We start from the raw sequence: 23,600 nt of genomic DNA on the forward strand, positions 1-23,600 counted from the left end.
AGAGTATCATAGTATCATCTTTATATCATCGGTCTTATAGCTCTGCACCGTTTGTAGCAATGACATTTTTGTACCATTCAAATGAATCTTTTTTCGAACGATTGAGTGTACCATTACCATCATCATCTTGATCGACATAGATAAATCCATATCGTTTAGACATTTCAGAAGTCGACATACTCACAAGATCGATAGGACCCCAGCTTGTATAACCCATCAATTCTACACCATCGGCAATCGCTTCACGCATTTGTTCGATATGTTTGCGTAAGTATTCGATGCGATACGTATCATGGATCGAGCCATCTTCTTCTACTTTGTCAAATGCACCGAGACCATTTTCAACGATAAATAATGGTTTTTGGTAGCGATCATAGAAGTTGTTAAGCGTGACACGTAGACCGATTGGATCGATCTGCCAGCCCCAATCTGAAGCTTCCAAGTATGGATTTTTCACACCGCCGAATAAGTTTCCAGCCGCTTTGTCACCCTCTGTACTTGTTGTTACCGTGATCGACATGTAGTAACTGAACGAAATATAATCGACAGTATATTTTTTGAGGATTTCATCATCGCCAGCTTCTTTTTGAATCACGATATTATTTTCAGCAAAATAACGGTTCATGAATCTTGGATATTCACCACGTGCATGAACATCTGTAAAGAATAGATTCATCTGGTTATCATGTTGCGCTTGACGAATATCTTCTGGGTTACTGCTGAACGGGTAAGTCTCCATACGTGCTAACATACAACCGATTTGCGAACCTGGAATAATTTCATGACACAATTTAGTAGCGATTGAACTAGCTACAAATTGATGATGCAATGCTTGATACATCGCTTGTAGTTTGTTTTCTTCACGGTCAATAACGACACCGCCACCTGTAAAAGCACTGATCGTTAATACATTGATTTCGTTAAACGTTAACCAGTATTTAACTTTATCTTTGTAACGTGTAAATACGGTCTCCGCATAACGTGCGAAATGGTTTACGACTTCACGATCAACCCAGCCGTTATATTTTTCAGTTAGACCGAGTGGAGTCTCATAGTGAGAAAGAGTCACCAACGGTTCAATATTATATTTACGCAACTCATCGAATACATTGTCATAGAATTGTAGACCTGCTTCGTTTGGTTGCTCATCATAACCATTCGGGAAAATACGTGCCCAATGAATCGAAAGGCGGAACACTTTGAAGCCCATTTCGGCAAACAAAGCAATATCTTCTTTGTAACGGTGATAAAAGTCGATACCATCACGTTTAGGGAAGCGTGCTTCAAATTCACCACTTAGAATTTGTGCAATACGTTCAGAAGAAATTTCCATAGCATGGTTTGTAATACCACGTTCTTCTTTTGGAATATAAGCGATCATATCCGCACTGGATAGACCTTTACCATCTACATCGTACGCGCCTTCTAATTGGTTCGCTGCTGTTGCTCCGCCCCATAAGAAGTCTTTAGGAAATCCTTGTTGTACATTCGTCATGTTCATTACCTCTTTCGTCATAGAGTATAAAAAATATAATTGAGAATAATGCTGATCAAGCGAAAATACCCTATACATAACAAAAACCTAAACAGAAAATGCAAGGAAGTCTCTTATTAAGAGCACCTGTACACGATCCATTTAGGTTTTGCCTGCATGACCAGTCACAATCCTGAGTTATTTAATTATCTATCCTTATTGTAATACACAAGAATAGCGTTTTCAAGCACCTACCATAAATCTAACGTGAATCTTAGACAACTGCGGTTAACAGATAGTCTTGATTGTTCACTTCTGTTTCAGACGTTTTGAGGACATCAAGATAGCTGGCTGCATTGGTTACAATAACAGGAGTAGCTAGTACATAACCAGCGGCACGAATCTGCTCGATATCGAATTTGAGCAACAATTGTCCTTGCTCCACAACGTCGCCTTCTTTAACCATTTTTTCGAAAAATTGACCTTTCAGACGAACGGTATTCATACCAACATGAATTAACATTTCGGCACCATCATTAGAAGTGATTCCAATCGCATGTCCTGTCGGGAAAACAGTTGTGATCGTACCATTCACAGGTGAAGTCAATAGACCTGAAGTGGGTTCTATCGCAATCCCTTTACCCATCGCACCTGAAGAGAAAGCTGGATCTTCAAGCGATTCAAGCGGTAGGATCGTTCCTTGTAGTGGGCTGATAATCACTTCTTTTGCAATCACAGAAGCAGTGGTAGCAGTAGAGGTGTTTCCTGTTGGAGCAGGAGTATTATCTACAGTTGCTACGGTAGCTTCTTCTTTGAATCCAAGAATATATACTAAAAGACCAGCTAGTACAAAAGCGACCAACAGTCCAATAATAACAGCAATAAAACCAGTACCAATATACGTAGGCAAAGCAAGCAAACCTGGTAAAGCAAATGCGATCGCTCTAGAACCACCGGCACCGATAATAGCGCCACCTACAGCACCAGCAATACAAGCATAGATAAACGGTTTTTTCAATTTCAATGTAATTCCGTAAATCGTTGGTTCTGTAATTCCAAAAATAGCTGCAAGCGTCGAAGAACCTGCTAATGCTTTGGTATCTTTATTTCTAGATTTGAAAAATACACCTAATGTTGCACCGGCTTGAGCCATAACCGCAGCTGTAAGCATCGGCAACATCGGATCAAATCCGTTTGCTGCGATATTTCCAAGCATAATCGGAACAAAGCCCCAGTGTACGCCGAAAATAACAAATACTTGCCAGAATGCACCGGCTATCCCACCTGCTAGAATTGGACTCAAATTATAAATCCATGTAAATCCAGAAGCTAATCCTTGACTGACCAAATGACCTACAGGTCCAAATACCAAGAATGTTAACGGAATAACAACTAACAAAGCGACCATCGGTACCAAAATATTTTTGACCGATTCATGGATAAACGAACTTGCAAATCGTTCAACATACGATTGTACCCATACCGCCAAAATAATCGGAATAACACTGGATGTATAGTTAACCAGTACAATAGGAATACTGAGGAACGATAGACTTATACCACTATCTAACGCTGTCAGAATCGTAGGATAGACCAGCGCACCTGCAATCGCAATCGACACAAACTGATTGGTTTTGAATTTGCGAGCTGCTGTAACAGCTAGGAAGATCGGTAAGAAATAAAATACGCTATCTGAAGCTGCATTAAGAACAAGGTATGTTCCAGATGTATTATCTAACCAATGAATTGCTAGAAAAAGAGCCACTAATCCTTTCAGCACCCCTGCGCCTGCTAATGCTCCAAGGAGAGGAGAGAAGATACTGGAAATAATATCAACAGCTTTACCTAGAACATTAGTATCTTTATCTGTAGAAGTGTTTTGCGCTTCAGTTGATTTTTCTACATCTTGTAGATTGGTTTCCGCCATGATTTTATCGTACACCTGACTTACCGAGTTGCCGATGACTACTTGAAATTGTCCACTATTTTCAACAACGGTGATAATACCCGGTGTTTTTTCTAAAGTAGCTTTATCTGCTTTACTGGAATCTTTTAATTTGAAACGTAGACGTGTTGCACAATGGAATACCGAATTGACATTCGATTCTCCGCCGACCAGTTTGATAATTTGTTTGGATAAATCTTGATTACTCATGATTGATAGCTCCTTTGGTTAATAAATACATCGCTAATAATAATATCCTCACTACATGTTGGCCGACATGTGTGGAAGGAAAGCTTAACTGTACGATAAAAGAAAAAAGAGAAGTTGCCGGCGCTCGTATTTTCTTTTATGAACAAGAAAAACCTAAACTCGTGGTGAAATAGACATCGCTTGAGCACGTCCTTTTCACCATCAGTTTAGGTTTTGCCTGCATAACCAGTCACAATCCTAGTGGATGGAATGTATTCAATTATGATTGTTCTTCTTCAATCGTTGTGCGCTCCGTCACCCGGTGAATATGAATCGTAAGATATACATATTCGTCTTTGCTTAAAGATTGCTGGTACGTTTTTTCCAAATAGTCATTGATTTTACTTACACATTCAAATGCTTTGACATATGCTGTTTTGACTTGATTATACAGGAATTCTTCACCGCTATAATGAATCTCTTTACGCAATAGTCGCATCGCAAAGTATTGTAGATGTGTCACAAAGCGAGAGTAGTTGAGTGACGATTCATCCAGTACAATTCCATAATGGTAAGTCACAATATTCAGTACATGTTGTACAATCTCGGTCATTTTAATTGTAGCTTGCATTTCGTTGCCATCCATACGTGCATTTACGATATGAAGAGTGATAAAACCAGCTTCATCTTCGCCAAGTGAAATGCCAGTGCTGTCTTTGATCATTTGCAGCGCATCTTGACCCACACTATATTCTTTTTTGTAAAAGCGTTGAATTTCAAAAAGCAATGCATTTTTGATATGAAGCTTCTTCTCATGACGTTCCAGTGCAAAATGAATATGATCTGTTAACGTAAGATAAATATTATCGCTCAACGTGGTACCCAGAACTGTATTCGCATGGTTCACTATTTCATTCACCAGCTCCAAATGGGAGACAGGAATTTCATTTAATAACTCGGTTAATTTAGCCGTAAATTCGTTCTCATTTAGCATAAAGATTTTATCAATTTTATGATCGTCAACTGTATCGCCAATAACTTTTTTAAAAGAAATCCCTCGACCCATCACGATAATTTCTTTGCCTTTTTGATTTTTGGTCAGTAGCACATTATTATTTAATATTTTCTCTATAATCATAATCTTCCACCTACAATTCTAAAATAAACAGGCTAATCGAATGCACAGGATATAGCTATACATGAATATAGATATAAAAAATGCCCGAAATCATTCCAATACCATTTTTCTACAAAATGATATTACAATAATCTCAGGCATTGCCCGCTTGACCGGTCACAATCCTTTAACTGACTTTATTGTAGTATATAATAAAAGCGATTACAAGAGCGATTCACAGATTTTTTGTAAGGTTTGTACTTTAGTCGTCAAATAACATGATATTGTCGTAATTTGTCTTATGTAAAAAGGATGTAGTAATGTTATAATTAACATATCAACTATCGCAGGATAGGAAAAGGAGGTGAATTCCTTGTTTGAAATGCATGATTGGATTCCGTATTTATTTTCGATTGGTCTATTGATTACAGTCAGCTACGGATATATTGCTCATCTCTATTGTGGAATTACTGAGTTTTGGATCAGTAGCAGGCAAGTGCGTGGACATTACGATTTACCTTTACTGATTTTAAAAACAATACATCGTACACCGATTACACTGGCGCGCATGATACGCCGCAAGGAAGCTCCTGATGAAGATGCAGGAGATTGCCCATCCTCGTTGAGCCATAAGCAACAACATCAACGAGGAGGAACAACATGCAATTATTCAAGGGATTCACACTTACGGGGAAAAAGGGTCGTCTTTACGGCTTAGCACTTGGCTTGATCATGATGATGTTATTAGCAGGATGCGGTACCACATCTGTACAAGAAGTAAATTCAACCACACCAGGATTTTTTACTCATTATGTTGTCTTTCCATTAACCTATAGTATGGAACATATTGCTACATGGTTCGGTGGAAGTTACGGTCTAGCGATTATTATTTTGACACTTGCTGTACGTTTTGCTTTATTCCCTTTGATGATGCGTCAAGCTAAAGGTCAACAGGGTATGAAACGCAAAATGAGTATTATGCAACCAGAACTAGATAGGTTGAAAAAGAAATATGAAAACAAAACGGGTGCAGAAGACAAGCAAAATCAACAAAAAGAAATGATGGAAATTTATAAAAAGCATAGCTTTAATCCGTTAAATATCGGTTGTCTGCCAATCTTAATTCAATTGCCTATCCTATCCGGAATGTATACAGCAATTCGTGCGACACCTGAACTAGCTTCTCACTCTTTTCTCTGGTTCAAATTGGGAGAGCCCAACTGGATTATGGCGATTATTGTAGCTTTACTGTATATGCTGCAAGCTAAAGTATCGCAATATAATATGACACCTGAGCAACAAAAACAGTTTGCAATAATGGGTTATTTATCCCCAATTATGATGGCATTTTTCTCATTCAGTGCTCCTGCGGCAATGCCGTTATACTGGATGGTTAGTGGCTCGTTCTTGTTAGTACAGACATTATTATTCCGCAAAATGTATCCGAATAGTATTCCTGTACAGACAGCACTTGAGATCGAAGTAGAACCTGAGCCTGAAATGCTAGAACCGGCTAAGATTAGCAATACAAAAGCTAAAAAGTTAGCTCGACAAGCTAATCAAGCGAAAAATAATAAGTCTGCTAAAGCGTAATAGGCAGAATAAAGGTTACAATCACAAAAGGTCATCACTCTTTTTCAAGGAGGATGATCTTTTTGATATGATAAAGATAAAACAGAGATAGAGAGTGAAAGACAAAGGAGAGCTATACTGATGAAAATAGTTAAAATGTTGCTTCAAATTGCTGTGTTGTACCTATTTTATCTGATCGGTACATGGATTCAGCAATACTTCCATTTATTTATACCGGGTAGTGTATTAGGTATGTTATTGTTATTTGCTTTGCTAATGTTAAAAGTGTTTCCTGAAAAGTGGATACAGACAGGAGCCAATACGCTGTTATTCTATTTACCGCTTTTCTTTATACCCGCTACAGTTGGTGTGATTGAGCATTTAGATTTATTTGCAGGTAAAGGATTATTACTTATTCTTATCGTCGTGATCAGTACGCTATTTACGATTGGAGTGACCGGTTATGTAGCACAGTGGTTTATTACACTTGCTGATCGCTCGAATCAAAATAAAGCATCCGCTACTTCGATCCCTGATCATCAACTGATCTATGAAAGTAGAGATCAGCCCAAATGAATATATGGATCGTTCTATTGATGATTGTTATGACGCTATGTTTGTATGTTTTAGCAAGCCTACTATATAAACATGTTCGTGTATCAGTTCTTATTCCAGTGTTAACGACTACTTTTATGATTGTTGTTATTTTATTGCTTACACATACTTCGTATTCTACCTATATGGCGGGTGGAGAATGGATCAGTAAATTGATGGGTCCAGCCGTAGTAGCTCTTGCTTATCCGCTGTATCGACAACGTCATTTGTTCAAGCAATATGGATTATCGATTCTAGGAAGCGCCTTGATTGGTGTCGTGGTCGGGATGTTAAGTGGAGTAGGGATGGCGCTTGTATTAGGATTCAGTGAGCCTTATATTATCTCGATTATTCCCAAATCAGTCACTACACCTGTCGCGCTTCAGATTTCGAATAATCTAGGCGGAGAAGCTTCGCTAACTTCTGTATTTGTAATGATTGCTGGATTTACAGGGGTCATCTTAGGGCTAGGATGTCTCAAATTATTTCGAGTTAAAAATGCAATAAGTGTTGGTATAGCGCTCGGTATATCTTCTCATGCTCTGGGAACCGCAAAGGCACTTGAACATGGGGAAATCGCTGTATCTATGGGATCATTAGCATTAACAATTAGCGCGATTGTTTCTTCTTTTATAGGGCCATTGATCTTAGTCGCTATTTATCATTGAATACAGGTCAATTATAACGCTGGCAAAAAGCTATTTATCGGTATCTATCGGTAAATAGCTTTTTTGACATGCTTACATCTGAACAGACTTTGGATCAAAAAGGTAACATTGATCTGATTATGGGTAATGCTTAGAAGAGATATGTTGAAATAGGTATATTAAAAAAATGATAATGACATGTCATGCTAAGGAGGCAAATAGAGATGAGCCATAAAGTAGAAACGATGATCGAACATCGATTTGCTGAAGTTAATGGAGTTAAATTGCATTATGTAATCGGAGGAAAAGGACCTACTGTGATGTTGCTACATGGTTTTCCTGATTTCTGGTATACATGGAAAGAGCAGATTCCGATGTTGATTGAAGCAGGTTATCGTGTGGTAGCTCCTGATCTAAGAGGATACAATTTGTCTTCCAAACCAGAAGGGGTAGATCATTACAGTATTGATACGTTATGTGCAGATGTCAATGGATTAATAGAATATTTAGGGGAAGAACACGTCTATTTAACAGGGCATGATTGGGGCGGTAATATCTCGTGGTACTTTACTATGATGTATCCGCATCGTGTTCGCCGTTTAGCGATTCTCAATATGCTACATCCTGAACGTTTGCAGACAGGATTACGTACATTACCGCAATTGCGGAGAAGCTGGTATATGTTCTTTTTCCAAATTCCTAAATTACCGGAGAAAGCACTGGCAAGAGACAACAATCATATGCTACGGACTATTTTCAAAAAAGAACCGAAAGAACCGTTTTCCGATCAAGAAGTGCAGGTGTATCTCAAAGCATTTGAGCAAAAAGAAACGCTCAGTGCAGCAATCAATTATTATCGAGCGATGTTCCGTCGATCATCAGCAACCAAAAAAGCACAGATGCGCAAAATTGAGCAACCTGTACTTATTTTATTTGGTGATCTTGATCCGCATTTATCCAAAGACCTTGCTGACCCACTACCGGAATGGGTACCGAATACAGAGATTCATCATTATGATGATGCAACACACTGGATACAACATGATAAGCCAGCAGAAGTAAGTCAACGACTCATTGCCTTTTTTAAATAATACTAATCTTGTCATGATCGACAAATTATAATGTTTGTCCATTATCGACAGTCACTAGCTGACCGGTCATGGATTGTTGTTGTAAAATAGCACAGATTAACGAAGCGATATCAGCAGGAGTCGATACTTGCTCTAACAATGACTGTGTTGTCAAACGTTCCATTTTCTCTTCATTTCCAGCCCACCAACGTGTATCTACTGCGCCCGGAATAATGCAATTGACACGTATATGTGGAGAGAGTGCTCTTGCTAACGATTTGGTTAACGTATGCACAGCACCTTTGGAGACAGCATAAGGAAGAGAAGAACCGTAGCCTGTAGTGCCTGCAATACTACCTAGATTGATAATAGATCCTTGATGTGCCTGTTTCATCCATGGCGCTACAGCTTGAGCACAATAAAACATTCCTTTGACATTAATATTGTATAGCTCATCCCAGATATCATCAGTGATCTGTTCCAAATCAGCAAAAGGCAGTTGTCTGGTGATACTGGCGTTATTCACCAAGCCATCGATTTGACCATACGTATGGATGACTTTTGTAATCATATCTTGTACTTGATGTTGCCTAGATACATCGGCTTGAATTGTGATAGCTTGTCCACCATTTTGTATAATTTGTAGAGCAGTCTCTTCTGCTTGTAGCTGTGAACGGGAGTAATTAATAATTACTTTTGCTCCTTGTTCAGCAAGTTGTAAGCAAGTTGCCTGTCCTATTCCTGTACCTCCGCCTGTAACGATGACAACCTTATTGATCCATTCCATGTATAGCGCTCCTTTAGCTTCATACTTGTTTGTTGTTTCTATTGATAGTGTAAAAGAAGATAAAAGGTCTGTATAATAGTTAGAAATGATATTGGATATTAAAAATAATGATATCCAAATCTACTGTTTTTACATATAAGAAAACGAGTAAAGAAAGGTGGCAACGGATTTGGAAAGTAGTGATTTGCGTATTTTTCGGATTGTAGCTCAAGAGCAGTCTATTTCCAAAGCGGCACTAAAAATGGGATATGTACAGTCGAATGTTACATTACGTATTCAGAAGTTGGAAAAAGAACTGGGTCAATCGCTATTTGAGCGTAGTAATAAAGGCATAACGATTACAGAAGCAGGGCAACAATTGTGGAGCTATGCAGATCAGATTGTCGATTTGTTAGATGAAGCTACTCACATTTTAAAAGCAAAATCACCTTCGTATCAATTACAATTAGGAGCGACACCGACTGTAGCGGCTTCTAGATTGCCGCAGTGGTTACTTGCTTATTATGAAGAAAATAGGGATGTAGAAGTCTCTATTCAAACGCTTGGACAGATTGAATTAATGAATCAAGTTATAGATCAAAAGTTAGATGGAGCTTTTATTAGTAGTCAATACCATCATCAAGATATTCAATCTGTCTTTGAATATAATGAACAGTTAGTTATTGTATCTGCTAACCATATTCAGACCGAATCAGAATTACTTCAACAACGGTTAATCGTTAATACATTTCCGGATTGTCCGTATCGAAGATATTTAGAAGAGTGGTATCACACCAAAAGTAAAAGTCATTCTATTCAACAACCACCTCGTGTGATAGAAGTAGATACAGTAGAAGCTATTATTCGTGCAGTCACTGAAGGACTAGGGATATCTTTATTACCTGAACGTATCGTTCATTCTTATTCACAGCTTCATAGTCATATATTTCCAATATCGTTGCAACAAGCACGTATTCAATTCGTAATTTCAAAGCGTAATACACCTTCTACAACGTTGTCTTCATTTATCAATCTGCTCATCAATAGTGAACATGAATAGATTATGTGGTTAAATGATATCCTATTTACTTTGTAGAACTTGCAGATTATACATGGTTAAACTATAATATATGAATAAGTGCTCATATGTTATTTTTAATTATGATATTACCTACTGAATAAGAATAGAGGTGCAGGTCAATGAGTAATAAAAGTCATACCCATACCGAACATACTGCATGCGATCATGATCGTGAAGAACATCAACATTCCAAAGGCAAAAAGCACAATCATTCTCACAGTCATGGGCATTCTCATGGACACGGGCATTCCCATTCTCACGGGCATGGAGCGAATAAAAATGCTTTGAAATTATCTTTTTTCCTGATTGCCAGTTATATGATTATCGAAGTGATTGGTGGATTAATGACCAACAGTCTAGCTTTATTATCAGATGCAGGGCATATGCTCAGTGATGCAGCGGCTCTGGGGCTTAGTTATTTAGCAATGACGTGGGGACAGAAGCAAGCGAGCAAGTCCAAAACATTCGGGTATAAGCGATTTGAAGTATTAGCAGCATTTATTAATGGTTTGGCGTTGTCTGTTATTTCGATCTATATTTTCTGGGAAGCTTTTCAGCGATTTGCAAATCCACCTGGCGTTATGAGTGCAGGGATGTTAACAATTGCGGTTATTGGTTTACTAGTTAATATAGCAGCGGCTTTCATTTTGATGCGTGGGGATACTTCAGAAAATCTGAATATTCGTAGTGCGTTTCTACATGTATTAGGTGATCTATTAGGTTCAGTCGGTGCGATTGTAGCTGCTTTATTGATTATGTTCTTTGGCTGGAATCTAGCCGATCCTATTGCAAGTGTGATTGTAGCCGTACTGGTTGTTCTAAGTGCGTACCGTGTGACTCGCGATTCTATCCATATCTTGATGGAAGGTACGCCTGTTAATATTCATACTGAAGAAGTAGAACAGTCTTTACTACAGATTGATCATGTTGTAGAAGTACATGATCTGCATGTCTGGGCATTATCTTCAGATATTATTTTGCTAAGTTGCCATATTGTCATTGAAGATCAAGCTTACTATAGCGTAGTGATGGAGCAAGCTCAGAAATATATCAAAGAGCAATATGAGATTAACCATATTACCATCCAGATTGATACACCGGGAATACAATGTAATATTGCGCATCAGTAGTGAGTATAAACAAAAAAGGGAACTATACCATAACGGTGTAGTTCCCTTTTTGTATTCATGTTAATCATGAACCACTAGCTTCATATGATAAATGATTCTTTTACTTATGAGTCAGATGTTCATGCGTCTGTAAAAATATCTCTTCTACATGATAATCATCTAACGAATAAAAAACGGTTTTGCCTACTTTGCGCCGCTTCACAATTCGCATATTACGTAAATACCGAAGTTGATGCGAGATTGCAGATTGAGTCATATCTAATACACTGCATAGATCATGTACACATAGCTCTTTTTGCGAAAGAGCATAGATTAATCTAATGCGTGTTGGATCTCCTAATGCTTTGAACAATTCAGCCATATCGTTAGCGGTTGTACCGTCAATAAGCTCATTCTTTATCTGTGCAAGCATCTGTTGTGAAGCTTCACTGCTATGGTTACACTCGTCTATAATAGCATCCGACTCCAATATGCTCACCTTCCTAACACGAATTAATAGAAGTACTATGATTCAATAAAGAAATGCTGTGATGCAACAAAATATCTACATACAGTATACCAAAGATCGTTGAGATTACGAATAGCAGAATATTTCTATTTTTATGATTTACTATTCGGACATGCATCAGTATGGCGATATTCGATAAATAGTAGGACTCTATTGCCAAACATATTAGCATATACTAATATATAACGTATCAGTGTTCACTAATATGATAACAGGGAGATACAAACACTATGGAAAATAACTATTGCGCAGACACTAACATATCGATCGATACGAGAACTAAATTTATTCGTGGATTTTCAGATAAGACACGTTTGCAAATATTAGATTGTTTATTAGAAGAAGAAAAAACAGTCAGTCAGATCGTAAATGCGATTCAAGGCAATCAATCGAATATTTCTCAACATTTATCCTGTCTTAAAGGGTGCGGAATTATCACCGGACGACAAGAAGGCAAATATGTCTATTACCAACTTGCCAATGCCAAAATCAAATTACTTCTTGCTATGTTCGATGAAGCATTGGTAGAAGTTGAATCTAAAGTCGCTTGTTGTGAACAAAATGAAGTGTTGATTCCTGCACAGGGTGGTGCAGAGCATGGAGAATAAAGAACAAGAATCCAAATCATGTTGTGCGTCTACCGCTAAAAATTCAATTCCGATAGTCAGTCCCGATCAGGGTCTATCTGGACATATTGTGGCTGATGATCGTATACCTTATGATCAGCGTAATACTCATACCGTTAAGTCTACTGAATATCGAATTCAAGGAATGGATTGCCCTTCATGTGCCGTTACAATTGAGAAAAGTCTCAAAAAGTTGAAAGGCGTAGAATTTGTAGAAGTTCATTTCTCAACCAGTAAAATGAATATTGCAGCTACGGCTGAACCCAATCTAATTATGCGTGAAGTGAAGCGAGTCGGATTTGATATTTCTCCTATGGATGAGGAGCAAGAGAGATCGAGTGAGCCTTCCTTTTGGAAAAGCTGGTTACCGATGTTTCTATCGGGTGGTTTGCTGATAACGGCTTTGGTATGTACATGGTTAGCAGTCTTGCCAGTGGTCTCGATAGTATTATATGGGGCTGTACTTATTATTTGCGGAACCAAACCAGTCAAAAGTGCTTTTTTTGCAGTCAAAAGTCGATCACTTGATATGAATGTATTGATGTCAGTAGCTGCTATAGGTGCTGTATGGATTGGAGAATGGGGGGAAGGAGCAACAGTCGTATTCTTGTTTGCACTGGGGAACACACTTCAACAGATGTCTTTAGAACGCACACGTTATTCAGTCAAAGGATTACTGAATCTGGCACCTGCATCTGTCTGGATCATGCAACAGGGCAAGATGATACAGCATCCTGTAGAAGATATACAGATAGGTGAGACCATTATAGTTAGGGCGGGCGATAAAATACCTTTGGATGGAATTATTATAGATGGACAATCTCATGTGAATCAAGCTCCTATAACAGGAGAATCGCAACCCGTTACCAAAACAAACGGCGATATTGTATATGCAGGGACTTTAAACGAAGAAGGACTGTTAACGATTCAGGTGACGACAACAGTTAAAGATACAGTAGTCGCCCGTATGATTCATATGGTTGAAGAAGCACAAGCGAATAAGGCACCGATGCAAGCATTCGTTGATCGCTTTGCTACAATCTATACACCGATTGTTTTTGGGATCGCTATTGTTGTATCTGTCGTACCGCCTTTGTTATTCAATGGTGATTGGTCTGAATGGTTTTATCGGGGATTGGAATTACTGGTGATTGCTTGTCCTTGCGCATTAGTCATTTCTACACCTGTAGCGATTGTGTCTGCGATAGGGATTGCAGCCAAGAAAGGCGTATTGATCAAAGGTGGATCTGCGTTAGAAGCGATAGCAGGTTTACAGATCATAGCATTCGACAAAACAGGTACATTAACGGAAGGCAAGCCTCATGTGGTGGGAACGTATCCGATAGAAGCTACAGAAGCTGAATTATGGAGTATTGCAAGTTCGATAGAGCAACAATCTTCTCATCCGATTGCTTTAGCCATTACAGCTTATGCCGATCAGCATGCAATCTCTCAATTACCTGTGACTTCTGTACAGACAATAGCAGGAAAAGGCGTACAAGCTTCTATAGATAACCAGACTTATTATATTGGTCATGTCGGATGGCTAGAAGAAATCGGAGCACCTGTCACTAAGGTAACAGCGTATATAGATAGACTTCATCATGAAGGTGTCTCTATTATGGTCGTGGGTTCAATTAACCGTATTGTTGGCATTATCACTGTTGCTGATCAGGTTCGATCTACAGCTTCAGAGACATTACAGCAGTTGAAAATAGCAGGAGTAGCATCGACGGTTATGTTAACAGGCGATCATCAACAGATTGCGCATCAAGTAGCTCAAGTTACTGGGGTTGATCAGTACTGTGCTCATTTATTACCTGAAGATAAAATGAATCGAATAAAAGAGTATCAACTACAAGGGAAAAAAGTAGGGATGGTAGGAGATGGGATTAATGATGCACCTGCACTAGCTACAGCAGATGTAGGTATAGCGATGGGTGGAGCAGGTACCGATACAGCGATCGAAACGGCGGATATTGTATTAATGGCAGATCATTTAGAACAATTGCCGTATGCTATTACACTGAGCCGTCAGACGTTGCGTATTATCAAACAGAATATTTGGTTTTCGATTATGATTAAATGCGTTGCTTTAATATTTATTTTCCCGGGTTGGTTTACATTATGGGTAGCTGTACTGAGCGATACGGGAGCCGCTTTATTAGTGATTTTAAACAGTTTAAGAGTACTCAAAAGTAAGTAAAAACAACAGGAGCCTTCGAAGTTAGATGAAGGCTTTTTGGTTTTGAAACAGTTTTTTGTGAAATAATTGATGACAATAAATTTACTATTGTCATCTTTTTTGATTTGTAACCTTTACTCTAAAAAGTCCTGAAAATCACGAAATATACACATTTTTAGCGAAAAATCGGCAAAAAAGTTTATTATAAAGTTTGACAAGATACATCCTTATGCCTTAAAGTGGTCAATAGTTACAAAATATTAATATTTGCCGAGTTTCAAATTTGAATTCCAAATTGATTTACTCTAAAGGCATCGAAGGGAGAATTTTTTTAGTGAAGAAAGTCGTATTATCGCTACTTGGCGCTGCAATCATTTTCTCAGCTCAGCCAACAAATACTTTTGCTAGCACATCTAATCTTGATCAAGCCGTTAGCGGTGTAATGGGAACACCTTACGTTTGGGGAGGTACAACAACCAACGGATTCGATTGTTCCGGTTTTACACGCTACGTTTTTAATAAATTTAATATAGAATTACCACGCACAGCTAATGTGCAAGCCAAAATGGGTACATACGTGTCAAAAGGTAATTTGAGTGCTGGTGATCTTGTTTTCTTCAATACAAGTGGACGTGGAATATCTCATGTAGGCGTTATGGTAGATGGTAGAAATTTTGCACATGCTTCAACAAGTCATGGTGTAACGATCAGTAGTTTATCCGAGTCTTATTTCCAAAATCGTTATGTTACTGGAAGACATGTTGTTAGTCAATGGGCATATCAAAGTATGATGGAAGAAAAATAAAAAAAGACTGCGATTTTGGTCGCAATCCTTTTTAAATGTATACGTATATGAATCACATAAGCTGTGAATATTCCAAATCCCTTGGTTAATATAAGGGATTTTTATTTTGCCTATTGTTAGATTCTCCAGCTTCCTTGCAGTCTGCGAATCAGTACAATCTGTCCAGCATGATAAGCATCATGAGGAAGCCAGCGTGCAATCGCTTGTCCCCATGTCTGATCTCCAGTAGGACGCATTTCTTGCAGTTTAACTTCATCCCATTTGGTAAGTTCAAGTTCAATAGCGGTAGCAAGTCTTCTTGTTTCCTGAAGAGTTTGTTGCCATTCACCATTTTGGTCAGCTTTATCGGTAATTTCAAATGTTTGATCGTTATTGTCAGCACGAGGACCTGGATCGATATTTTGCATATGACAGAGTAATTCATGATTGTAATAATTAATATGGTGCACCAATTGCCAGATACTATTACCACCACCAGCTGGAATCCATGCGGCTTGCTCACTTGTAACCCCTTCTAATGCGACATATAACGGCACAATCCAATCTTCATGTTCCCAAATATCTTTTTTCTGCAAAAGAAGTAGATCTAACATGTTGGTATTCGTCATATGATCCTCCTCATGAGTAGTTGATGTAACTGGCTAAAGAGATATTAAAGCGTTACAATACATATACCACAAAATAAAGAGTTGTAACCACCTTTATGCATCAAAGAGCGTTACATTTTCGAAACTATATAGAAAAGTGCAAAAGGAGTACAGATCAATGGATACATTATGGACCGATTTTATCAACAGTGACTGGCACGATTTTCGAGAAAGTGGTAAACATGAAGATCGCTTAGTTCTTTCTTCATGGCAAAAGCAATTTTTGCATGATTGGCAGTTAAAATCTTCTGTTCCGGCTACAGATATTGAGCTAAAAGCGCTCCAAACCTTAAGAAAATTATTGCATAATTATACATTAGCTATCGTTAAAGAATCATCAGCTGATCTCATCGATTGGAATGAACTGAATCGCATCATGGCACAATCTCCTGTGATCAGACAGTGGAATAAAGATGATGAAGAAAATAGACATGTAACGTATATACCGTTAGTCCAAGATTGGAATAGCCTGATGGCTGAGGTTGTATCGGATTTCGTGCATACCGTATTGGATCAAGATATCCAGCGGATCCGAATCTGTGATAATCCAGATTGTCGCTGGGTATTTTATGATGATACACGCAGCCGAACCAAACGGTATTGTGAAGATAAAACATGTGGAAACCTGATGAAAGTGAGACGATTCCGTGCTAAAAAAGGATCATCACGATCCTAATAGATATGCTTTTTATCATCTTATTGTATTGTTATTATAGAAGAAAATAGCGATTGATAGAGTAGATCAATAACAATAATAGTTGACAAGAAGATCTATTGCGTACATTATAGACATTATATATCTGTAATAGATTTAAAATACACTGAAAAGAGGAATATACATGACAACCATAAGCACAAATGACTTTTTTGATCCGTCTGTATGGGAACAAGCATGGCAAAATGATTCGTTTACAGCTGTGAAGCAAATGAGAGCAGCAGGTATGGACCCTGCTCATTCGTTTGACCACAAAGCCGCCGAGTTCAATCAACAGGTATTTTCAGCAGAAGGTCAACAAAGAACCAAACGAATCCTTAATTGGATTCAAGGACAAGATGTGAATTTTGAGAATGCTTCCATTCTGGATATTGGAGCAGCATCTGGTGGGTTTTCGATTCCATTTGCAGAGCGAGGAGGAGTAGTGACATCGGTTGAACCATGTGTACCTTTGCTTGATTTATTAAAAGAAAATGCAGATACATTAACATCAGGAAGTGTCACGATCGTTGATGAAGAATTTCAAGACATTGATATAGAAGCTAAAGGGTGGAAGCAGGCATTTGATCTAGTATTTGTATCCATGTGTCCGGTGCTTGTCGATTGGGCTAGTGTTGAGAAAATTCTAAGTTGTGCTCGTCAATTCTGCTATATTAGTTCCACAGCAGGACCAAGAGAACACAGTTTGATGAATGAAGTACTACCGCTGGTTAGTGATCACAATCAACCGATCAAACCTCAAATTCGACATCAAAGTTCAGATATGGGTTATTTACTTCATCTATTATATCTCAAAGGGTATGCCTATGAGTCGATCATTACACATGAAATGAAAACAGTTGAAATGTCTAAGCAGGATGCGTTAGAACACGTGATCATGATGCTTGGCTTACATCAAGTGGATATACGCCCGAATGCGGAACAAGTGATTTCCAATTATCTAGATCGGCAGTATCCTTCAGGTACGGTTACGATGGAGCAAGGTGGACGTTTTGGTAAAGTATTGATTCGACTACAAGATCAACGCATGTATACAAAAGAATGATCTACAAGCACATCGTCTGAATCACACCCATAGATGATGAATAAGCATCCTATATTCGCATCATATAAGCCTTATACTCATATGATATAAAAAGTAGAACAGTGTCTTTTAACAGCTGTTCTACTTTTTTGGCTCAGAAAGGTTAAATCAATAATAGATTTTTGACTCGTTTGACGAAAAGTTGTTCTGCTTCTGAAACTGTATTGTTACTCGACGTTACAGACCAGAGATACGAAGGTTCTTCCGATACAATTTCAAAAGGAATGGTTACGATTCCCCGATTCTGATACATGGTATATCCACGAAAAGAATAATCGGTACCAATCGTCACCGCGATATCTTCTTTCACCGCTTTGAGAATAGCTTCCACATTGTTACTTTGGAATAAAATATCCGGTTTATCTAACGTATTCACAAATGCCACAATATAAGGATCGTTGTATAACACAAATGGATAGTCTTTCAAATCTTGTAAAGTGACAGATGTTTTAGTTGCCAGAGGAGAATGCACGCTAACCCCTAACACCATATTATCTTTCATTAACGGTTCAAATTTAAGCTTAGGTGTAGATGGTAAATGAATATCTCTTAATAGAAAGAAGCCGATATCACTTCGTTCGTTCATTACATCATCAATGACAGCATCGGTGCTATTTTCTTTGATTTCAATACGGCTATTTGGAAATTCTTTTTTCAGTTCAGTAATTACATCGATCAGTAAGGAGATTGGACCTGGAATGGTCGAAATACGCAGTTTGGCATTATTCATTTCTCCATAGCTCTGTGCTTCAGACTTTAGTTCTTCGATCTGTTTGAGAATACGACTGGCTTTGGTAATAATACTTTGTCCTTCAGGCGTAACCGTTGTACCAGAGCGAGAGCGAATAAATATCCGCATTCCAATTTCTTGTTCAAATAAAGAGATCGCTCGACTGACTCCTGTTACAGTAATATGGCAATTCTCAGCCGCTTTGGTTAACGATCCGCATTTGGCGACTTCAATAATATATTCCAATTGCTCTATATTCATAGGTGTTTTTCCTACCTTCTTTTTCTAATAACTAGATCATTTATATCTGCAAAATCTATAGTTGACTAAAAGGTTACACAAGTCTACTTATGGTAGATATAGTGTACTACAAGTATATGTTATATTGAAACTACATAGCTATTCTTTCATTATTCACTTAGATCTTATTACCAGCTAAGCGAATAATTACAACCAACCTATGCGTAAACAGGTTGGTTTATTTATGGGTTACTGTATATGACGACTATGATCTACAGGAGGAGTGTTATTATGAAAGTCAAAAAATACGCAATATATAGTGTGATTGTAGTAGCAATCGTACTTTGCTTTTATGCGGTATTTACATGGGGGAGACAAGGGCATTTACTAAACGCCAAAGCATCAAGCTCTACACCGACAGCTTATGTAGAATCTGATGTGATTAATGCTAGCTTTAAAGTAGCCGGTAGAGTGGATCAAATGGTAGTTCAAGAAGGACAACAAGTGAAAAAAGGGCAGATGATTGCGCGTCTGGAAAGTAAAGAATTACAAAATAAAGTCGCTCAAGCTAAAGCCGCTGTCGAAACAGCTAATGCGAATGTCGCTCAAGCTGAAGCAGGTGTGGCTCAGGCGCAAGCTGGTGTGACTCAAGCACAAGCAGGCAAAGTACAAGCCAGTGCAAGTGTGACTGAAGCGCAAGCGGCTGTTAATGCAGCACAAGTCAAAAAAAGTCAGGGCGAAATGACAGTCGATGTTACAGCCAATACCGCTTCTAGCAAAATAGAAGAAGCACAAGCCGCCGCCAAAGCAGCTAAAGCAAAATGGGAAGCACTGAAAAGTGGAGCAAGACCGGAAGAAATTCAACAAGCCAAAGTGAATATGCAGATTACCAAAGAAGCATTGGCTACTGTAAATAAAAGCCTGAAACGTGTGCAGCTATTACATACGAACGGTCTGGCGACCGAAGCGGCACTTGATCAGGCAACGATTGAACAAAAGCAAGCTCAAGCGAAATACGATGCCGCAGTGCAACAGTTACAATTGGTACAAAAAGGAAGTCGTCAACAAGAAATAGATGCGGCTGAAGCCTTGTACCAACAAGCATTAGCAAGTGTCAAAGAAGCGCAAGCCGGACAAGGGCAAGTTGCTTTGCAACAAGAAGGAGTCAAAGCCGCTTCCGCAGGGATCGATCAAGCACAAGGTGCAGTAGCACAGGCGCAGGGTGCTGTGGCTCAAGCAGACGGAGCGATTGAGCAAGCGACAGCGACACTGACACAAGCCAAATCCAAAGTCAAAGCAGCACGTTCTCAAGTCAGTCAAGCCAAAGCGACTTTGCAAGAAGCACAAACTTATTTCAGTTATACCGTATTACGAGCTTCTGTGGATGGAGTGATCCAGTCCAAATCACTGAATATCGGTGAAATGGCAAGTGCAGGCTTCCCGGTCTATGCTTTAGAGACGACCAGTCAGCGCTGGGCTAAATTTTATGTTACAGAAACCGAACTCAATGGATTAAAAGTAGGCGATCCTGTTCAAGTCACTTTATTATCCGGGAATACTACGGTTAAAGGAAAAGTGAGTGTGATCGATGCCGCTGCTGATTTTGCCATTCAAAAACCAAGTCAGACTTCTGGCGATACCGATATTCGTTCATTTGGAGTTAAAGTGGAGTTGCTAGATTTACCGAATACCATTCCTACAGGTTCCACTGTGATTTTCCATGGCAAAGGAGTTCAGTAATATGCAGCGGCTTACTATAGGAAAGGTATTCCGCGAAGAACTTGGCTTGATGCTCAGAGATAAGAAGTTAATTATTATTTTGCTGATTACACCTATCCTGTATTCTGTATTGTTTGGCTTTCTATACTCCCATGAACGGATTACAGAAATTCCAGTCGTTGTGTATGATGGTGATAATTCGCAATTAAGCCGGCAAATTATTCAGGCGTTCGATGCTACAGATACGTTTGCTGTAACCAAACAAAGCTGGAATCAAGATGATATTGTTCAGCAAGTGGAAGAAGGACAATTTAAAGTAGGGCTAATTATTCCGAACGATTTTTCAGCATCACTTAAGCATGGAGAAAATGTACCGATTTTGACAGTGATTGATGGTAGCAATCTTATGTACTCCAATAGTGCAAGCCGAATTGCGAACCAGGTCATTAGTAGTGTTAGCGCAGGAGCATCTATGAAAGCATTAGAACAAAAAGGTATGAATAGCGATCAAGCTAATTCTGTATTCAGTACTATTCCTTTTCGCTCACGTGTATTATACAATCCAGTGTATAATTACAAATTATTTATGCCGATTGGTGTAATTTCAACAGCGCTTCAGCAGTGTCTCTTATTAGGTATTGCGTTGTCTTGCACAAGAGACAAAGAGCAGGGCACATGGAGTCGATTTTACCAATGGCGGCATACACCGTGGAGACTGGCGATCGCGAAGCTAACCCCTTACTTTTTGGCAGGGATGGTTAATGTATTGACTGTATTTAGTATCGCAGCCTTTGCTTTTCATATTCCGTTTAAAGGGCAATTGTTACCCTTTATTCTGCTAGCGATAGCATTTAATCTAGCTTTGTGTGGACTTGGATTTCTGTTTAGCTTATTCTCACGTACCAAAGTGGATGCTACGCAAACATTAATGTTGATTGCTGTGCCTTCATTCATGCTATCCGGTTATACGTGGCCACTAGAAGCGATGCCTACTTTTTTACAAATGGTCGCCAAAGCATTACCTTTAACTTATTATTTAGATGCAGTACGAGCGATTACGTTAAAAGGACAGGGCATGGTAGCGATTGTACCTGATCTATTATCACTTTGTCTTATTGGGCTAATCAGCTTATTGATCGCCCTAATTGCCTATCCTCTGGCATTCAAAAAGCGTGAACAAGAAGAGGAACAAGCGATAGAAGTGGATCGAACCGTTGTAGAATAAAAGAATAGAGTAGATACAAAGCATGCGTTATCTTTCACAGATAGCGTATGCTTTTTTTAGTAGAATAGAACAAAGACTTGTATTTATCAGGGATATATAGTATATTTTAATTATCTTAATATTAAGATATATAAAGAGAAACAGATATTCCTAATCTATACAACTTCGCATATAGTATGTGTTTGTGTATAATAGGAATGAGGAAGTGAAAGGAGAGAGTACAGATGATTGTAAGTTTGAGTCGTATCAATGAATTAGCTAAAAAACAGCGTGAAGAAGGTCTGACTGCTGAAGAGAAAGCTGAACAGCAAGTCTTGCGTAAAGAATATTTAAGCGAAATCCGTGGACAGGTACTGAGTACTTTCTCAGGTTTGACTGTTGTGGATGAATTAGGAAATGATGTTACACCCGATAAAATTCGTATGGAAAAAGAACACGATAAACACCAATAAGATATCACTTTTTTATGGATTATAAGGATCATCTTGATCAGCAACGAACCTGCACACTTCTATAGTGGCAGGTTCGTTTTTTAATATCATCCTTTACAAATAAACCCCGAATAATTGATGCGCTTTTTCCCAATCTACGCCTAATTTTCCTTCCCATCCAGCCCACGGCATTTCCATATCGGAGCGACCTTTTGTATTATTCAAATTCACTTCAGGATCGATAATATCTTCAAATGCAGTCCATGCAGTGTGATCCAATTGAATTTGTGAATTAGGTAGAATACCTACAAGTGACAACGATTGTAGAATATCACGCCGAATACCCGCATTGCCTTTAATTAATTTGCTTCCTGTCAGACTTTTCTCATAAGAACCAGGAGTCATATCTTCATCGGCTTGATCTAAGTGTTGTAATAGATTGCGAAAAATAGTGATATCTTCTTCGGTAGGTGATATCGCTGGTAAATGGATACGTTCTTCCAAATCAGTGTAAACTCCAATAACGTTGTTATACAGCCGTCCTTGATATAACGAATAACGGATTGAAGCGATATTTTCCCAATTCTCATCATCTGCAAATCCGCAAATTCCACATGCAAGCAGTCGACGAGCCGATTCATAGGTATGATCAGGTACATGATGTGCAAAAAGTGTGCTATGTAAGGTAGTCATTCCACGAGGATAACTGCCACCAACAGCAGCTACAAATTCAGCGATTGCACGTTCTAACGATAATGCCTCATGTTGTCCCCAGACTCTAATCGATTGTATAAGAGAATTATGATCGACAGCTAGGATGTCATTAATTTTCCATTGATCTTGTTCTAATTGTTGACGTTCTTCCGTTGTTAATACATCTTCTTGATAGATACTCACATGACGGGTAGCATCATAATGATAATTTTGATAATGATATAATTTTTGTAGAATTTTGAGTTTTTTTTTATACAATTTGAGATTATTCGTAGTCATCGTATTTTCCTTTCTACACAAAGTGGTATGTATCTTATATCTACTATAACTAGTTGGTACTAAGATTTCAAACCAAAAGACGATCCTCAATATCGAAGATCGTCTTT

At 38.5% G+C, this 23,600-nt stretch carries 22 protein-coding genes and 1 pseudogene; 15 read left to right on the forward strand and 8 right to left on the reverse strand.

Going from position 1 to position 23,600, the window contains the following annotated elements; translation table 11 throughout:
* Window positions 1-34: 34 nt before the first annotated feature.
* The 3 genes from PaeCFBP13512_RS05345 to licT form a co-directional block, all read right to left on the reverse strand.
* Window positions 35-1,495 (reverse strand): glycoside hydrolase family 1 protein, encoded by a 1,461-nt coding sequence (locus PaeCFBP13512_RS05345; protein ID WP_069328107.1) that lies wholly within the window; start codon window positions 1,493-1,495, stop codon window positions 35-37.
* Between the two features lie 253 nt (window positions 1,496-1,748).
* Window positions 1,749-3,629: a beta-glucoside-specific PTS transporter subunit IIABC gene (locus tag PaeCFBP13512_RS05350; protein ID WP_137221675.1), complete on the reverse strand. Its 1,881-nt coding sequence runs from the start codon at window positions 3,627-3,629 to the stop codon at window positions 1,749-1,751.
* A 259-nt stretch (window positions 3,630-3,888) separates the two neighbouring features.
* Window positions 3,889-4,746, reverse strand: coding sequence for a BglG family transcription antiterminator LicT (gene licT / locus PaeCFBP13512_RS05355; RefSeq protein WP_069328105.1), 858 nt, complete (start codon window positions 4,744-4,746; stop codon window positions 3,889-3,891).
* 352 nt (window positions 4,747-5,098) lie between these two features.
* Between licT and PaeCFBP13512_RS05360 the strand changes: the two genes are divergently transcribed.
* The 5 genes and pseudogenes from PaeCFBP13512_RS05360 (at window position 5,099) to PaeCFBP13512_RS05380 (ending at window position 8,629) form a co-directional block, all read left to right on the forward strand.
* Entirely contained in the window at window positions 5,099-5,443 is a 345-nt protein-coding gene (locus PaeCFBP13512_RS05360; RefSeq protein WP_241669288.1) for a hypothetical protein, read from the forward strand.
* The gene (gene yidC, locus PaeCFBP13512_RS05365) at window positions 5,386-6,318 is read left to right on the forward strand and encodes a membrane protein insertase YidC (protein WP_137221677.1); all 933 of its coding nucleotides are present in this window, start codon (window positions 5,386-5,388) and stop codon (window positions 6,316-6,318) included. The genes PaeCFBP13512_RS05360 and yidC overlap by 58 nt, the downstream gene beginning before the upstream one ends.
* 120 nt (window positions 6,319-6,438) lie before the next feature.
* Window positions 6,439-6,783, forward strand: a pseudogene (locus tag PaeCFBP13512_RS05370) (CidA/LrgA family protein); the annotation flags it as partial.
* Between the two features lie 86 nt (window positions 6,784-6,869).
* Window positions 6,870-7,559, forward strand: coding sequence for an LrgB family protein (locus PaeCFBP13512_RS05375; protein ID WP_137221681.1), 690 nt, complete (start codon window positions 6,870-6,872; stop codon window positions 7,557-7,559).
* 203 nt (window positions 7,560-7,762) lie between these two features.
* Window positions 7,763-8,629: an alpha/beta fold hydrolase gene (locus PaeCFBP13512_RS05380; protein ID WP_137221683.1), complete on the forward strand. Its 867-nt coding sequence runs from the start codon at window positions 7,763-7,765 to the stop codon at window positions 8,627-8,629.
* 25 nt (window positions 8,630-8,654) lie between these two features.
* Here PaeCFBP13512_RS05380 and PaeCFBP13512_RS05385 read toward each other — a convergent pair whose 3' ends face one another.
* Entirely contained in the window at window positions 8,655-9,395 is a 741-nt protein-coding gene (locus PaeCFBP13512_RS05385) for an SDR family NAD(P)-dependent oxidoreductase (RefSeq protein WP_137221685.1), read from the reverse strand.
* 169 nt (window positions 9,396-9,564) lie between these two features.
* Between PaeCFBP13512_RS05385 and PaeCFBP13512_RS05390 the strand changes: the two genes are divergently transcribed.
* Window positions 9,565-10,434 carry a LysR family transcriptional regulator gene (locus tag PaeCFBP13512_RS05390; RefSeq protein WP_161594219.1) on the forward strand — a complete coding sequence of 290 codons (870 nt, stop codon included), beginning with the start codon at window positions 9,565-9,567 and terminating at the stop codon, window positions 10,432-10,434.
* 140 nt (window positions 10,435-10,574) lie between these two features.
* The gene (locus PaeCFBP13512_RS05395; protein WP_137221690.1) at window positions 10,575-11,585 is read left to right on the forward strand and encodes a cation diffusion facilitator family transporter; all 1,011 of its coding nucleotides are present in this window, start codon (window positions 10,575-10,577) and stop codon (window positions 11,583-11,585) included.
* Window positions 11,586-11,685: 100 nt separating this feature from the next.
* On the opposite strand, the gene PaeCFBP13512_RS05400 is transcribed toward PaeCFBP13512_RS05395, so the two are convergent.
* A complete protein-coding gene (locus PaeCFBP13512_RS05400) occupies window positions 11,686-11,997 on the reverse strand; it encodes an ArsR/SmtB family transcription factor (protein ID WP_069328165.1) in 312 nt (103 codons plus the stop codon).
* A 326-nt stretch (window positions 11,998-12,323) separates the two neighbouring features.
* On the opposite strand from PaeCFBP13512_RS05400, the gene PaeCFBP13512_RS05405 reads away from it, so the two are divergent.
* The 3 genes from PaeCFBP13512_RS05405 to PaeCFBP13512_RS05415 all read left to right on the forward strand — a co-directional run bounded on the left by PaeCFBP13512_RS05405 (window position 12,324) and on the right by PaeCFBP13512_RS05415 (window position 15,709).
* Window positions 12,324-12,701 (forward strand): ArsR/SmtB family transcription factor, encoded by a 378-nt coding sequence (locus PaeCFBP13512_RS05405; protein ID WP_069328098.1) that lies wholly within the window; start codon window positions 12,324-12,326, stop codon window positions 12,699-12,701.
* The gene (locus PaeCFBP13512_RS05410) at window positions 12,691-14,925 is read left to right on the forward strand and encodes a heavy metal translocating P-type ATPase (protein WP_137221692.1); all 2,235 of its coding nucleotides are present in this window, start codon (window positions 12,691-12,693) and stop codon (window positions 14,923-14,925) included. The genes PaeCFBP13512_RS05405 and PaeCFBP13512_RS05410 overlap by 11 nt, the downstream gene beginning before the upstream one ends.
* Window positions 14,926-15,238: 313 nt before the next feature.
* Window positions 15,239-15,709: a C40 family peptidase gene (locus PaeCFBP13512_RS05415; RefSeq protein ID WP_137221694.1), complete on the forward strand. Its 471-nt coding sequence runs from the start codon at window positions 15,239-15,241 to the stop codon at window positions 15,707-15,709.
* A 116-nt stretch (window positions 15,710-15,825) separates the two neighbouring features.
* Here the strand turns inward: PaeCFBP13512_RS05415 and PaeCFBP13512_RS05420 are convergent, their stop codons facing one another.
* Window positions 15,826-16,317 carry a DinB family protein gene (locus tag PaeCFBP13512_RS05420; protein WP_137221696.1) on the reverse strand — a complete coding sequence of 164 codons (492 nt, stop codon included), beginning with the start codon at window positions 16,315-16,317 and terminating at the stop codon, window positions 15,826-15,828.
* Between the two features lie 157 nt (window positions 16,318-16,474).
* On the opposite strand from PaeCFBP13512_RS05420, the gene PaeCFBP13512_RS05425 reads away from it, so the two are divergent.
* Together PaeCFBP13512_RS05425 and PaeCFBP13512_RS05430 are read left to right on the forward strand one after the other, a co-directional pair.
* Window positions 16,475-17,032: a CGNR zinc finger domain-containing protein gene (locus PaeCFBP13512_RS05425; protein ID WP_137221698.1), complete on the forward strand. Its 558-nt coding sequence runs from the start codon at window positions 16,475-16,477 to the stop codon at window positions 17,030-17,032.
* Between the two features lie 163 nt (window positions 17,033-17,195).
* Window positions 17,196-18,116 (forward strand): class I SAM-dependent methyltransferase, encoded by a 921-nt coding sequence (locus tag PaeCFBP13512_RS05430; RefSeq protein ID WP_137221700.1) that lies wholly within the window; start codon window positions 17,196-17,198, stop codon window positions 18,114-18,116.
* A 142-nt stretch (window positions 18,117-18,258) separates the two neighbouring features.
* Here the strand turns inward: PaeCFBP13512_RS05430 and PaeCFBP13512_RS05435 are convergent, their stop codons facing one another.
* Entirely contained in the window at window positions 18,259-19,146 is an 888-nt protein-coding gene (locus tag PaeCFBP13512_RS05435; protein WP_137221702.1) for a LysR family transcriptional regulator, read from the reverse strand.
* 270 nt (window positions 19,147-19,416) lie between these two features.
* On the opposite strand from PaeCFBP13512_RS05435, the gene PaeCFBP13512_RS05440 reads away from it, so the two are divergent.
* The 3 genes from PaeCFBP13512_RS05440 to PaeCFBP13512_RS05450 all read left to right on the forward strand — a co-directional run bounded on the left by PaeCFBP13512_RS05440 (window position 19,417) and on the right by PaeCFBP13512_RS05450 (window position 22,521).
* On the forward strand, window positions 19,417-20,865 hold the full coding sequence (locus PaeCFBP13512_RS05440) for an HlyD family efflux transporter periplasmic adaptor subunit (protein ID WP_137221704.1): 1,449 nt from the start codon (window positions 19,417-19,419) through the stop codon (window positions 20,863-20,865).
* Window position 20,866: 1 nt separating this feature from the next.
* A complete protein-coding gene (locus PaeCFBP13512_RS05445) occupies window positions 20,867-22,069 on the forward strand; it encodes an ABC transporter permease (protein WP_241669289.1) in 1,203 nt (400 codons plus the stop codon).
* A 224-nt stretch (window positions 22,070-22,293) separates the two neighbouring features.
* Window positions 22,294-22,521: a DUF896 domain-containing protein gene (locus PaeCFBP13512_RS05450; RefSeq protein ID WP_069328089.1), complete on the forward strand. Its 228-nt coding sequence runs from the start codon at window positions 22,294-22,296 to the stop codon at window positions 22,519-22,521.
* A 93-nt stretch (window positions 22,522-22,614) separates the two neighbouring features.
* Here the strand turns inward: PaeCFBP13512_RS05450 and PaeCFBP13512_RS05455 are convergent, their stop codons facing one another.
* Window positions 22,615-23,493: a hypothetical protein gene (locus tag PaeCFBP13512_RS05455; protein WP_137221708.1), complete on the reverse strand. Its 879-nt coding sequence runs from the start codon at window positions 23,491-23,493 to the stop codon at window positions 22,615-22,617.
* Window positions 23,494-23,600 lie beyond the last annotated feature (107 nt).

Source organism: Paenibacillus sp. CFBP13512, assembly GCF_005233705.1.
GTDB lineage: Bacteria > Bacillota > Bacilli > Paenibacillales > Paenibacillaceae > Saccharibacillus > Saccharibacillus nuruki.